At 39.9% G+C, this 13,809-nt stretch carries 10 protein-coding genes; 7 read left to right on the forward strand and 3 right to left on the reverse strand.

The features are described from left to right. The first annotated feature begins 8 nt into the window (after nt 1–8). The 3 genes from AACU32_RS08265 (at nt 9) to AACU32_RS08275 (ending at nt 1,973) form a co-directional block, all read left to right on the forward strand. A complete protein-coding gene (locus tag AACU32_RS08265) occupies nt 9–572 on the forward strand; it encodes a P pilus assembly/Cpx signaling pathway, periplasmic inhibitor/zinc-resistance associated protein (RefSeq protein WP_096599142.1) in 564 nt (187 codons plus the stop codon). A 90-nt stretch (nt 573–662) separates the two neighbouring features. Further along, nucleotides 663–1,178 carry a Coq4 family protein gene (locus tag AACU32_RS08270; RefSeq protein ID WP_339377653.1) on the forward strand — a complete coding sequence of 172 codons (516 nt, stop codon included), beginning with the start codon at nt 663–665 and terminating at the stop codon, nt 1,176–1,178. Nucleotides 1,179–1,397: 219 nt separating this feature from the next. Then, nucleotides 1,398–1,973: a DUF2808 domain-containing protein gene (locus tag AACU32_RS08275; protein WP_096599143.1), complete on the forward strand. Its 576-nt coding sequence runs from the start codon at nt 1,398–1,400 to the stop codon at nt 1,971–1,973. 70 nt (nt 1,974–2,043) lie between these two features. Here AACU32_RS08275 and AACU32_RS08280 read toward each other — a convergent pair whose 3' ends face one another. Both AACU32_RS08280 and AACU32_RS08285 read right to left on the reverse strand, forming a co-directional pair. After that, a complete protein-coding gene (locus AACU32_RS08280) occupies nt 2,044–4,629 on the reverse strand; it encodes an adenylate/guanylate cyclase domain-containing protein (RefSeq protein WP_096599144.1) in 2,586 nt (861 codons plus the stop codon). A gap of 726 nt (nt 4,630–5,355) precedes the next feature. Beyond that, a complete protein-coding gene (locus tag AACU32_RS08285; protein WP_339377654.1) occupies nt 5,356–5,496 on the reverse strand; it encodes a hypothetical protein in 141 nt (46 codons plus the stop codon). Between the two features lie 449 nt (nt 5,497–5,945). Between AACU32_RS08285 and AACU32_RS08290 the strand changes: the two genes are divergently transcribed. The 4 genes from AACU32_RS08290 to AACU32_RS08305 all read left to right on the forward strand — a co-directional run bounded on the left by AACU32_RS08290 (nt 5,946) and on the right by AACU32_RS08305 (nt 11,046). After that, a complete protein-coding gene (locus AACU32_RS08290; protein ID WP_096599145.1) occupies nt 5,946–7,112 on the forward strand; it encodes an acyltransferase family protein in 1,167 nt (388 codons plus the stop codon). A 383-nt stretch (nt 7,113–7,495) separates the two neighbouring features. Next, on the forward strand, nt 7,496–7,675 hold the full coding sequence (locus AACU32_RS08295; protein WP_096599146.1) for a hypothetical protein: 180 nt from the start codon (nt 7,496–7,498) through the stop codon (nt 7,673–7,675). Between the two features lie 248 nt (nt 7,676–7,923). Next, nucleotides 7,924–10,398: a two-partner secretion domain-containing protein gene (locus AACU32_RS08300; RefSeq protein WP_096599147.1), complete on the forward strand. Its 2,475-nt coding sequence runs from the start codon at nt 7,924–7,926 to the stop codon at nt 10,396–10,398. A gap of 297 nt (nt 10,399–10,695) precedes the next feature. Then, nucleotides 10,696–11,046 (forward strand): Rieske (2Fe-2S) protein, encoded by a 351-nt coding sequence (locus AACU32_RS08305; RefSeq protein ID WP_096599148.1) that lies wholly within the window; start codon nt 10,696–10,698, stop codon nt 11,044–11,046. A 139-nt stretch (nt 11,047–11,185) separates the two neighbouring features. Here AACU32_RS08305 and AACU32_RS08310 read toward each other — a convergent pair whose 3' ends face one another. Next, entirely contained in the window at nt 11,186–13,471 is a 2,286-nt protein-coding gene (locus AACU32_RS08310; RefSeq protein WP_096607914.1) for a response regulator, read from the reverse strand. Nucleotides 13,472–13,809: the final 338 nt, after the last annotated feature.

Genomic DNA, 13,809 nt, shown 5'->3' on the forward strand with positions numbered 1-13,809 from the left:
GGTCATCCATGAAAGCCAAAAAATTATCACTATTAGCTGGTGCGATCGCTTTAACTTTAACTGCTATTCCTTTTGCTGCTCAAGCCCAACGCGGGGTAGGTTCACACTTCAACGTTGCACAAGCCACAAATGGACAAACTCCACGTAAAGGGCCTTGGGCAGAATTGGGGCTAACAGATACACAAAAAAGCCAAATCCAAGCAATTCAGCGCGATAGCCGCAACAAAATTGAACAAATTATTCTTTCAAAAGTCAACTTAACCCAAGAACAAAAAGATAAGTTAAACGAATTAAAGGCACAAAGAGGTCAGCGTCAAGCAGGTGAACAGCGAGGTCAGCGCGGTAAGAAAGGAGGTTTTGCTGCACTGAATCTAACCGAAGAGCAAAAAACCCAACTTAAGCAAGCAATGCAGTCTGCGGAAGTTAAGCAAATCATGCAGTCATCCCAACAACAAATTCAAGCAATACTAACTCCCGAACAACAGCAAAAACTTCAACAACTTCGCCAGAATGCACGCGCACGTTGGCAACAAAGACAACAACGCAATCCTAACCAAGGTACACAACCTTAAAATAATTCCTAATTGATGTGTTGTCAGATCCCCGACTTCTTAAAGAAGTCGGGGATCTGATCGCAGCTAACCATTTAGAAATATAAAAATATGATGCAACCCAGCAGCGCTTCATCTAATCCTGTTCCTCGCCTGCAACAACTTTTAGATATACTCGATCGCCAAGCAGAAGCACATGGATTAGCTGTTCCCCAGATTGTTTACATTGAGAAATTGCGATCGCTTCCTCAAGGAACTTTTGGTAAAGCTTGGGCTGACTTATTAGAGCAAAACAACCTCAAACCCTTTACCACAGGGCCTCGCCGCAAACAACTCCACGATGGTATTCACCTTGTCACAGGTTATGGTACAGATTTGATTGGGGAAGCAGAAGTACAAGCTTTTTTATTAGGAAGTAAATTTACACTGATTAATTTCATGCTGGGTTTAGGATTGTTGCGCATCATCCACAAAAATCAAAATTATCGCCAGCATCTAAGTTGGGATAGACTGTGGCAAGCATACCAAAAAGGATATCATTCCCAATTAGACCCAGATAAATGGCAACCAGAATTACTTTGGCACTTACCTTTAACTGATGTGCAAGCCTTATTTGCAATTAAATAAATCAAAAATCAACATAAGTGACCGATAATAACTATATTAAGAGGGGAAAATGGCAAAGGGAAAAACCTTTAACCTTTCCCCTTTCCCCTATAAAATTATACATAGTTCAGTTTAATTGCACCTACTTAGTTATAAGGGTGCGTTACACTTCGTTAATGTATTAACTTGATCTCATGTGCCATAGGTTAGGCTGTAGGAGTTACCGATCTACTTAGAGCCATGCGTGTTGCAGCGATATTGGGTATGGCGATCGCAACCTTAGTTGGATTTGCAGGATATACTCTAAAACCGAGTCCAGCAATTCAGTTGCAAGATGGCACAGTATATTTTGCCTCACCACCGCGCTTAGTTGGGGCAGCTACTACTTATAACGAAGTTTATGTCTGGGGTGCAACCTATTACTTTACCCTCAGCCTCCCAGAAAATGCCGGAGAAGCACTGCAAAAAGTCACAATTAACCAGCACGAAGGAGTAGATTATATTCGCTTCAATCTCAAAGACAGTTTTGCCTTTGAAGGAACGAGTTCCCATGAAGGACAGAAGCTAGGATTCAAAGATGCAAATAGCGAACGTAAAAGTCAGACAATATCACTAACATTTGATCCACCAATATCTCCGGGAAAAACCATTACAATAGCTCTCCAACCTCAACAAAATCCCACAGTTTCAGGTGTTTATTTGTTTGGAGTCACAGCTTTTCCTGCTGGTGAAAAATCTCACGGGCAATTTCTCGGCTATGGCCGACTACAGTTCTATAATCACGGCCACTCTATTTTTTCACCGTTTGGGTGGTAGTTGTCAATGGTCATTGGTCAAGAAATTGTGGACTCTTGACTGTGGACTTTTGACTATTGACTCTGGACTCTTACTTTTCCTTAAAAGTCCAAACACCTTCATCCCAATCTGCATCTGATGGGGGTGATTGTATCCAGTGCTGACAACGACGCTGGTGCAACATAGCAGCTTTATCATTACCGTCAATCGCTAAAACTTGGGTAAACTCGGCTTGTGCCTGGTCGAATTGTCGATTAAGGTAATACTCACGCCCTTTGTGATAGCGTTCAATTACTTCTAATTTTTTGCTAGAAATAGGATCGGAACGCAAACTTAATAGTTCGTAGATAGCTACTGGCTCATTTCTGCCTTTGACGCGAATATAATCTAATTCTCTCGCCCAAATATTGTCGCGGCATGGTTTATAAGTATTATCGCTAATAATGATGTCACAACCGTATTGTTTGCTGACACTTTCTAGTCGGGAGCCGAGATTCACACCATCACCTATGGCAGTAAATTCCATTCTTTTACTAGAGCCAATATTACCGCTAATTACAGTATCAGAATTAATGCCAATACCGATGTTAATTCTCGGTTTATTTGCTAGATAGCGACGGTGATTAAATTCTTGTAAGCGATGGCGCATTTCTAAAGCTGTTTGTACTGCCATCCAAGCGTGTTCTGCCAATGGTAAAGGAGAACCAAACACAGCCATGATCGCATCGCCAATATATTTATCCAGGGTGCCTTTATGTTTAAAAACGGCTTCTACCATTGATTCAAAATATTCGTTGAGCATACTTACAACTTCTTCGGCTTCGAGATTTTCCGTTAAAGTTGTATAGCCACGGATATCAGAAAATAGAATGGAAACTTCTTTGCGATCGCCTCCTAATTTAGCATCATCTAATTTCAGTAATTCTTCTGCTAATTCCTGGGTCATGTAGCGATACATCGTACTTTTGAGGCGCTTTTCATCGCTAATATCTTCCATCACAACTAGCGCGCCCCGGATTTGTTTGTGATCGCTAGCATCAGCAATTGTATTAATCGATAAATTTATACTATGCCCTTCTGTGCCAGTAGTTATGAGAGTGCGATCGGGGTAATACTGCTGTCTATGTTTGCGGTCGGCTGCATTTAAAGCTTTATGACACCATTGACTAAAGTTACCTTCTTTAATTCTGATCGCCTCTTGAATGGAGAGACCTTCTAATCGGTCTTGTTCTTTTAGATCTAACAAACGTTTAGCACTTTCATTTGCAGCAATAATCAACCCAGATTTATCAGTTGAAATTACTCCGTTAGAAAGACTGCGCAAAATATCTCGCTGCATTTGTTCTTGTTGTTTAACTGTGGCAAATAACTGAGCATTTTGCAGCGCTACTCCTGCTTGAATATTAAAAGCTTCCATGAACTCTTCATCATTATGATCGAAACTTGCTTGGAAGCATTCCGGAGCCTTTGGCCAATGAGAATGATCGTAAGCTGGAAAATCTCCAGATTTTCGTTTATTTATTAACTGGGTAACACCAATCAATTGTTGATCGGCGTTAAAAACTGGCATACAAAGTAAGCTACAGGTACGAAAGTTAGTTTGTTGGTCAATTTTTTTGGCAGTATCAGAATCTGGATGGTCATATAAATCAAAGGGAATATTCAATTTTTTACCTGATGCAGCTACTATCCCAGCAAAACCTTTACCTACGGGAACTCGTAATTCCTTTGTGCAACCATCATCTTGAGTAATTTTTGTCCACAATTCTTGGCGATCGCGGTCTATCAACCATAATGTACTGCGATCGGCATTCATTAATTCTTTGGCTTCGTCCATTACCCTTTTGAGGGTATCTTCTAAGTCAAGATTGCTTTGAGAAAGCGATTTAATCGCTTTCATTAGTGCTGCGGCTGCTCTTTGTTTTTGGGTGGCTACATAAAAGGAGCGCGATGATTCTAAAATCAATCTAATTGAAGGAGCGAATTCCTGAAATAAGGTTTCATCCGCTTTTGTAAAGCCTTTAGTATCAATACGTTCGGCAATTGGTGCTTCGGGATTATGTACAGGTTTTAATTTATTCAGTAATTGTACTACTGCAACTAATTGTCCTTGTTCATTCAATAATGGCAAAGCCAACATTGTATATGTACGGTAACCAGTGATTTTTTCTTGTTCCCGCGCAAATACTGACCGGGGATCTTGATAAAAATCATAGGGAATATTGATAACTTTTTTGAAAGTTGCGACTTCTCCAGCAATTCCTTTATCTGCGGGAATGCGAATTTCTAAAGAGCGATCGCCATCTCCCTCAGCTAAAATTGACCATAGTTGTTGCTTTTCTTCATCGAGTAAAAAGATTGTGGTGCGGTCTGCTCCTAGCAATTCTCCAGTTTTGAAAGTAATCGAATGCAACATCTCTTCCAGGATTGTATCAAACCCATGAGAATCTAATCTTGTCAAAGTTTGATGGACAATCTGTAATTTCTGTTCGACTTCTTTAACAACCTGTTTAAAAGTTTCCTGAGTCAGGGGAGCCAAAAAAGAAGAAATAGTACCTTGTCTTTTTGCCAGCGCACCTACTGGAACAGTATTTTCTTGTAAATAGCCATTTTCTGGATTGCGAACCCCAATAATTAAATCGGCAGTCTCATCAAAACTAGGTTGATGCGATGACATAATTAGCTTTATGTATATAATGGTTATATTTTAGAACTGTGATTTAATTGTTGCAGATGGCAACAATTTCCGGACATTATCCACAGTTTAATCTGTTGTTGAGCTAGCGTCATCCTGTGGAAAACTGGGTCAAGTTATTTCGCTGTGTTCACGCCCCTGCCGATCAGCCAAAGGATCGGTGATGATAAAAATTTGCATCTATATTGCCAGCCACCTTCAGACTCCCAAATCTAACAACAATCAAGAAATACCCCAATTCAGGCTGACTGTAAAGAGATCCTACTGATACATTGGGAAAATCTCAACCAACAATTCATCAAATCGCGTAGTTAAATTTAATACATGAACTTACTCATAAACACAGGGAACAGCCAATAGAAAAGAAGACAGGCAGAGGAATAGGTCGTCTTTGCATATATATATAGTTACGTTAGAGTAATTTTGGCGACATTAATCCACAAACTCTATGATTAATATGTAGCTCATTGCTGAGCGGCTGTCGCGCATCTAACACCGCACATTTTTGCCTGTTGACTGTTGACTGGTGACTGTTAACACTCAGCAGTCCACGAACCGCATAAGTGATTGTATAATTTAAAGGTATAACAGCTTAACCGTCAAATGGGTGCTACCTGCAACGTAAAAATCAGGGTTTGAGGGAATATGCTTGTTTCACACTAGATAAATCTTCGGTCACAGACTGGGTGTGTACTACTGAGTAACTTTTTACTCATACCAATCTCCAATCGCAAACGCCACTACTGTCTTACCACTACCCGTTGGCAGATGTAAGGCAAAATCTTGTGTATGAATCAATAACTTTTGGTATCTCCGGCTAAATTTTTTACTTAAAAATTTATGCTTCAAGCTGTTAAGTGGTGATAAAATTCAAAGGACAGTTTTTGCTATTTGTTGTTTTTTACACAACATAATAAACCACCTTTAAACAAAGATTATAGAAATTACTGCCTCAACCCTTAAGGTCTAAAATTAAATACTAAAAAAATAATTAACTAAGCATTCTTGAATCACCAACTGAATCAATAGAAGTATAGTGCCATTTACTCGCTTAACTCACACTAAGCAATATCGAAGATGATGATAATTACTCATTTAACTTATGATTTGAAGCCGCTAGCACCATCTAAAAAAATATTTATTATTTAAGAATATTATGATTGATCTTTCTCAAATTAAATTGATTAATGTGATTTGATTATCCAGCTTATGAATTGAATTCGTAAATGTTATAATAATGCAGAAATGCAAGTATTTTTCTGCGTCTGATACTAACAAGAAAAAGGAAAAGAGCTAGTATGCGACGTATTACTGAATTTGAAGGTTTAAGAGCTATTCTCGCATGGTGGGTGGTCTGGTCACACCTGTTACCCTACAGTGGTATTCAAATCATTAATTTACCTATCTTCGCTGCCTGGTTATTCAAAGCTGGCTACGCCGTTGATGTTTTTATAATATTGAGCGGATTCGTAATTTTTCTCTTATTAGATAGTTTACCTAAAAAAAGTTATATGCAGTTTATAACAGAAAGATTTTTTAGGATTTTTCCGTTATTCCTAGTTGTATTTGTAGCTGCAATAATTTTGATGCCACTAAAAGTTTTTGTTTTTACGAATGGTCAATGGCATAATATTAAATTTGCTGCGAAAATGCTCCAGGAAGCACAGAATGGATATAATTATTTTGCTGTTCACATAATCTCTCATTTAACAATAATGCATGGTATCATTCCCGACAATTGGATACCAAACAGTAGTATTGCGTTCTTAGCCCCGGCATGGAGTATTTCTTTGGAATGGCAATTCTACCTGATAGCTCCTTTCTTGATTTTGTTGAGCAGGCGTTCCTTAGTTGCATCTTTTGCTACATGTTTGATAACTATTATTTTCGGTCAACTTATTTCTCGTGTTCTCAAATTTGGATATGGAGCATTTTTACCAATAAAATTTGAATTTTTTGTCATCGGTATTTGCTCTTATTATGCCTACAAATATTGTGAAGCCAACTCCAAAGCCATTTCTAAATACTTCTCTGCTGTCTCAACAGGTTTAATTATTATCTCCTTCTTAACTATTTTTATTCCTTATAAGCCTATCGCTGTCAAAGCTATTCCACTGACTATTTGGTTGATACCATTAGCTTCTGCTATTGCAAACTCCATTAGTATTAAGTTTCTACCCCTCAATTTAGTATCAAATATATTGAATAGCACTCCTTTACAACAATTGGGCAAAGTTTCTTACTCTACCTACTTGGGTCATATACTAATTTTTTGGCTCTTAATGTGGTCGTTGTTGAAATTTATTCCTAATGTTAACCAGAGTACAGTGTTAACCATGCTTAGTTCTGTGGGAGTCATAACTGTTATCATTACATCTTTTGCAATGTACTACTGGATAGAAAAGCCATTCATTAAATATGGCAAACAGTTTTCGCAGAAAATGTCTGAGTCGATAAATCCGTGAAAGCTTAAGGTAATTACACTTTTGTCAAGAGGGCGCAGGGAAGGGTGACAATCCAGCTTGGAGACTGGCTTTCGCAGATATTTAAGCACACCTAAGTCTTGATTTTATTCAACTAGTTTTAAGTTTTTTCACTGAGTGATAAAATTTACTTTGTCTTAACTTCTCACGGATGAAGTATCGAACCCTTAATTTTTCCTCCTTTACTATCCCCACCACTCCCGTCGGATAGGGAATTTTGTGGAAGAGGTTAAAGTTTTGTAAAAAAAATAGCTAACTGCATAAAAGCTAGATAAGAAGGCGATATCTAAGCAAAGACACTGAGATTTACATTAACAGTGTCTCAAACCTGATAATTTCATCTTTTTTTCCGAGGTAAATTTACTATGGTTCAAACATTAGAGCTACCAAGTACAGCAGTCAAGAGTACCTACACTCCGCCTAATCCCAAACCTTTATTACCCGATCTAGAACCACCAACTCCACCCAAGGAGACTGAACCATCGCCAAGTGACACTGAACCATCCCCTCCGAGTGAGACTGAAGAACCTCCACAGCCCGAATAAAAATTTATCTGACTCAAGGGACATCCAATTTTTTAAATAGCCAATAAATTTGTAGTGGGAGTGTCTCGCTCGATGAATGAACATCAGCGAGCAAGATGCTCGCTCTAGGGAATATGGGTAATTTATTTTTTGTAAGTCCCCAAATTAGGGGTCAGCTACCAGGTAAAATAGATTGCTAATGCCTTACCAGACGCTATTAATAGCGTTTTTTTTATGGGTGAATTTTTGATCAGAGGCAAATTCTGGAGATGGGTCAAATTAGCAAAAATTATGCTTGGCAACTGCGCTTAACAAATGTTGGGGGATTGACCTTCGGCCTAAGCTTGTCGATCGCTAATTGTGTATTTGCCCAGAGTGCCATTATTCCCGATAATAACCTCGGCAATGAAAAATCTCAAGTTATCCCAAATTACCTTGATGCTACTGAAGCGATCGCAGGCGGGGCAATTCGCGATCGCAATTTGTTCCACAGTTTACTAGAATTTAACGTTAGTGAAGGACGTTCAGCAGTTTTCCTCAGTCCTAACAATAATATTCAAAATATTCTGGTGCGGGTTAGTGGTAATAACCGTTCTCTGATTCTTGGCAACCTTGGTACACTGGGTTCTAATGCCAACTTATTTTTAATTAACCCCAACGGCATATTTTTTGGAGCCAATGCCAGACTTAATATTGGTGGATCATTTGTAGCTAGTACAGCCAGCGGGATTAAATTTGCTGATGACACAGTTTTTAGCGCTACTACTCCCCAAACAGCACCTTTATTAACAATCAGTACACCTGTGGGCTTGCAATTTGACAAACCAGGGGGAGAAATCAATCATTACGGAGCGCTAGAAGTACCCACAGGTAAGACTTTAGCCTTAGTTGGTGGTAATATTAACGCGATCGGCAACGGTAAGTTAGACGCCAATCGTAGAACTCTGAAAGCCACAAGCGGACAAATAGCTATCGGTGGAATATCAGGATTAGGGACAATCAACATTAACCTTGATAGCCAAAACCAACCTTTAAGCTTTCCAGATAACGTCACACCAGCAGATATATCACTGAAAAATCTAGCTGTCATTTTAGCTGATGGAGAGGGCGGTGGTTCTATTCAACTACAAGGTAGACAAATTAAACTCACCGATGGTTCTATAGTCCAATCGGATACCCAAGGTAGTGAAAATGGTAGAGATGTTGTTGTCCAAGCACAACAGTTAATTCTGCAAGACGGTTCCCAAATCACAGCTGGTGTTAGTTCCACAGGAACAGGTGCTGGGGGAAGTTTAACGGTAAAAGCCACTGACTTTGTGCAAGTGAGCGGAACTATTCCCCAAGGTACGCCTGTTGTTGAGGGTTTCCCCAGTGCGTTGAACACTAGAACCTTTGGAGACGGTACAGTTGGGGCGTTGACTGTAGAAACCAGAAAAATAATTATTGAAGGTGGGGGAAATATCAGCACTACCGCTTGGCGGGGTAGAGGTAATGGGGGAATGTTGAAAGTAACAGCCTCGGACTCGATTATAATCAGGGGCGCTTCTTTTCAAGATTTTCCCAGCGGCTTGTTTTCTCAAACTCTAGATTTAGGAAATGCGGGGCCTTTGATAATTGATACCAAGCAGTTCATTGCTCAGGATGGAGCATCGGTCACCGCAGGTACAGGTAGGTTTAGCCAGGGTAAAGGAAATAACCTGACTATACGGGCTTCTGAATTTATAGATTTAAGCGGAACATCACCCCGCGATAAAGATCCCAGCGGCTTATTTGCTCGCAGTCGCGGTAGTGGAGATGCGGGTTCCTTGTTCGTGACTACAGAAAAGTTAATTGCACGGGATGGGGCGCGACTGACTGTAGAAGCTTTAAAGTCAGGAAATGCAGGTACACTGGCAGTTAATGCCCGTGAAATTCGTTTGGATAGACAAAGTAAAGTAGTTGCGGAAACTGTATCAGGTAATGGTGGTGATTTGACATTACAAATAGAAAATTTACTGCTGTTACGCGATCGCAGTCAAATCTCTACTACCGCAGGCACTGCTGGTGGTGGTGGTAATGGTGGCAATATTACTATCAATACCCCTAATGGCTTTATTGTTACCGTCCCTGAAGAAAATAGCGATATCACCGCTAATGCTTTCACAGGCTCTGGTGGTAGAGTTCAAATCAACGCCTTTGGTATTTTTGGCATCGAACAACGCAGCCGCGAAGACTTGGTAAGATTGCTCAACAGCAACGATCCAACTAAACTCAACCCCCAACTGCTACCGACTAACGATATTACAGCAATTTCTCAGACAAACCCGACTTTAAGCGGTGTAGTCAATATAAATACACCAGATGTTGACCCGAATAACGGCTTAGTGAACTTACCCACCCAACCAGTAGAACTCAAAGTAAACCAAACTTGTCGAGCGATCGCAGCTAACAATAAAAGCAGCTTTACGGTTACTGGACGTGGGGGTATACCTTCAGATCCCACAGCAACCCTCAGTGGTGATGCTGTGATTGCAGATTGGATTGCTCTTGATCGAGTTCGACACCCATCTTCTCAACCCACCGCTAACTTAGATTCCCTAAAATCTAATACTGCAAACATCGTAGAAGCTACAGGATGGGCAATCAATCCTAAAGGGGAGGTAGTACTTACCGCGAATACATCTACTGTCAACATTCACACTTCTTGGTACAAGTCAACAGATTGTACTACATCTCAACAAGCCGCAACGATAATTCGTAATTGATACTTGACGACTGAAGTCGCTTGCTCTGACATAATAAAGAATGTTTGTTTTTTGAATAAATTCAGGAGCTAGTGCAGTCTTGGGTTTTGCCCAAGTGAAGCATAGCAGCTTGGGCTTGTATTTCAATTACGAATTACGTTAGCGACGTACTCCTTCGGAGAAGCAAGCTACGCGTCAGCGTCTCCCCTTGGGACAAGGAGCGTCACTCGTACTGAGCGTTCGCGTAGCGTCTCGCAGAGAAGTCGAAGTATTACGAATTACCCAGCCACCCTGTAAATGATGTTAAGTGAGGTATTTATGAACTGGATCAAGGTTATTGCTGAAAATGAACTACCACCCAATCAGCGCAAAGTGGTAAAAGTAGAAAACCGTTCTATTTTACTAGTTAACCAAAACAACCAAATTTACGCATTAGAGAATTCTTGCCCGCACATGAAAGTATCCTTGGAAAAGGGCAAAATTACAGATGAGGGGACGATTGTCTGTCCATTTCACCGTAGCGCCTTTGAGATGTCTACTGGTAAATGTACGGCTTGGATTACCTTTCCCCCTGGTGTGAGCAAAGTGATGGGTATGTTCTCTAAAGAAAAGGATATAGCTGTTTTTCCCACCCGTGTGGAAGAAGGAAATATTTGGATAAGCGTGTAATAGTTTACTGAGTATTGACTGAAGGATGAAGAGTAAGGTATTAAGAGTTAATGAGAATTTTATACTTTACTCTTCATCCTTGAGGCTGGATTTGGGATAGAGCGATCGCTTGCTTAATTTGATTGTAGTGAAGTTAGATTTATCCAGGCTTTCTTAAGACAGTTGGAATTGTCTGTAGTAATTGGTTAAGAGTATAGGGCTTGACTAAAAAAGCTTGCACACCAATACCATGAACTTCTAAAAGTTTGCGATTGGATGTGAATCCGCTGATAGCAATAATTTTGACAGATGGATTTATATGTTGTATTATGCGAGTCGCCATTAAACCATCTATCGACGGCATCTGTACATCCATCAACACTAGGCTGATTTCATTTTTGTGCTTAGTGTAGAGAGATATTGCTTCTACCCCATTAATAGCGGTGATAGTTTTGTAATTGTATTCTGCGAGTAATGTTTTGGTAACCTCTTGAATAGATGCTTCGTCATCTACAATCATTACTAATTCGCCGTTACCTCTAGGTAAATTGCAATCATCAGCTTCCTGTGTTGAACATTGCTTAATAGCTGGTAGGTAAACACAAAATTTACTACCTTTTTCCACCTCACTATTTACTTGCATAAAACCACCGTGATTTTTAACAATCCCCATCACAGTGGAAAGTCCTAATCCCGTACCTTTACTTAGTTCTTTAGTAGTGAAAAAAGGTTCAAAAATGCGCTCTAAAAGATTTTCTGGTATACCGCAGCCTGTATCAGAAACAGCGATCGCAACATAGGGGCCTACTTTTGCCTCCAAATTCATCCTGGCATAGTTTTCATCAACAAAAAAATTGGCGGCAGAAATGCTGAGGATACCACCATTAGGCATGGCATCATAAGCATTGACACACAGATTCATCAACACCTGATGTATTTGATTGGGATCTGCCAAGACTGTGAAAAGATTTGGCGTTGATATATCAATACAGACTTCAATGGATTTGGGAAATGTACTACAGATAATCTGCTCAATTTCCTGAAGCAGGTGTTTAATTTGTAATAGAACTTGCTTACCTTCCGATCCGCGTGCAAACGATGTAATTTGCTTCACCAATTCCCCGCCGCGTTTCGAGTTATCTGCCAAAATATTCAGTAATTGGCGATTTTTATCATCCAAATTGGGAAGTTTATATAGTAGCAGTTGCGAAACCGTTAAAACGGGCGACAGGATATTATTTAAGTCGTGGGCAATGCCGCTTGCTAAAATCCCAAGACTTTCTAGGCGTTGTGTGCGATAAAATTGTTGCTCCAGTCGTTTTCTCTCAGTAATATCAGTATCAACAGTGAGAATTGATTCTGGTTGTCCCGCTTCCGAATACATGAGAGTCCAGCGACTAGAAACGATTAATTCTTGCCTGGATTTCGTGATTTTCTGGAGATCCCCGCACCATTCTCCTTGCTCAAGAACAGTTCTGAAAGCTTCTTCTATTTGCGGTGATATTTGCTCATACAAAAATTCATGACATTCTTTACCAAGAATCTCTGCTGCTGTCCAGCCGTACAAACGTTCAGCACCTTGACTCCAAAACAAGATTTGGTAATTCAAATTGCGGACAAAAATTGCATCTGGTGAAATATCAATTAAAGCAGCTTGTTGGTGAATTTTCTGTTCTGCTTGTTTGCGTTCAGTGACATCTCTGCCAACAGCTTGTAGTTCAATAACTTGATTTTCCTGATTGCGGATCGCCGCCACTTCCCATTGAAACCAGCGGATACCGTTGACTGTGAATGCACGTTGCTCTTTTGTAGTCAAGCGATAAGGTGGCAAAGTTAAAGCTTGCATATTTGCCATCACATCAGCTAAATCATCCGGATGGACAAACTGAAATAGTGGGTGTCCGAGAAACTCATCCGGTTTAAAGCCGAATGTTTCAGCCGCAACTGCATTGGCGAAAGTCAACCTACCATTCATATCGATGCGGACAATCAGATCGGTTTGGCTCTCAAGTAAATTACGGTAAAGTTTCTCGCTTTTCTCTAGCTGTTTAATCAGGCGCGTTTTTTCTAACACTTTTTGAATAGCAAGGCGAAACCCGACTGCTGTTGTATTTTTTTTAATCAGATACTCAGCAGCACCGCTTTTCATCGCCTGTAATGCTATCTGTTCATTTCCGTGATCTGTCAGCACGATCACAGGTAAGTTTGTTAAATCTAATTCAATCTTCAAGTCACTGATAAACTCCAGTCCATCCATATCTGGAAGGAGATAATCTATGACAATTACGTCCGGTAATTGCTGCTGACATATTAACAGAGCTTGTTTACCAGTCTGGGCTTCTAAAATTTTATAGGAATGTTGCTGATCTCGCAGCAAATAGCGACGATAGGTTTCTCGCTCTTCCCAAGATTCATCAATGAGCAAAATCAGTGCTATTTCAGTCATAGCTCCTCCAAGAATATAGTGATAAATTTCAGTAGTCTTCGCTTCTCCCTCCCCGATGGCAAACATGGTAAAGATATACAGCTTTTGTTAGCTGTGTTCCAATCAACCGCTGATTGAATTAGGACAAACAAGCTGAAAATCAGCAAGATATTCAATTTTGCACAGATTTGGGCGATCGCACTATTCAATGCGTTCTTTGTTAACAAAGTCCGCAGACAAGAATAAATTCGCTTTATTTCAGTTCCTTGTGATATTGATCAAGTGTTTTTGTAATAAAAATCATCCCTAGGAAATAGAATGTAATATTTCTATTTAATCCTCAAATTTGATTTGATTTA

Source organism: Calothrix sp. NIES-2100, from assembly GCF_963875285.1.
GTDB lineage: Bacteria > Cyanobacteriota > Cyanobacteriia > Cyanobacteriales > Nostocaceae > Aulosira.

Excerpts from the sequence above, each read along its gene's own strand:
- AACU32_RS08265 (WP_096599142.1), top strand. The coding sequence starts at position 9 with ATGAAAGCCAAAAAATTATCACTATTAGCTGGTGCGATCGCTTTAACT.
- AACU32_RS08270 (WP_339377653.1), top strand. The coding sequence starts at position 663 with ATGATGCAACCCAGCAGCGCTTCATCTAATCCTGTTCCTCGCCTGCAA.
- AACU32_RS08275 (WP_096599143.1), top strand. The coding sequence starts at position 1,398 with ATGCGTGTTGCAGCGATATTGGGTATGGCGATCGCAACCTTAGTTGGA.
- AACU32_RS08280 (WP_096599144.1), bottom strand. The coding sequence starts at position 4,629 with ATGTCATCGCATCAACCTAGTTTTGATGAGACTGCCGATTTAATTATT.
- AACU32_RS08290 (WP_096599145.1), top strand. The coding sequence starts at position 5,946 with ATGCGACGTATTACTGAATTTGAAGGTTTAAGAGCTATTCTCGCATGG.
- AACU32_RS08295 (WP_096599146.1), top strand. The coding sequence starts at position 7,496 with ATGGTTCAAACATTAGAGCTACCAAGTACAGCAGTCAAGAGTACCTAC.
- AACU32_RS08300 (WP_096599147.1), top strand. The coding sequence starts at position 7,924 with ATGGGTCAAATTAGCAAAAATTATGCTTGGCAACTGCGCTTAACAAAT.
- AACU32_RS08305 (WP_096599148.1), top strand. The coding sequence starts at position 10,696 with ATGAACTGGATCAAGGTTATTGCTGAAAATGAACTACCACCCAATCAG.
- AACU32_RS08310 (WP_096607914.1), bottom strand. The coding sequence starts at position 13,471 with ATGACTGAAATAGCACTGATTTTGCTCATTGATGAATCTTGGGAAGAG.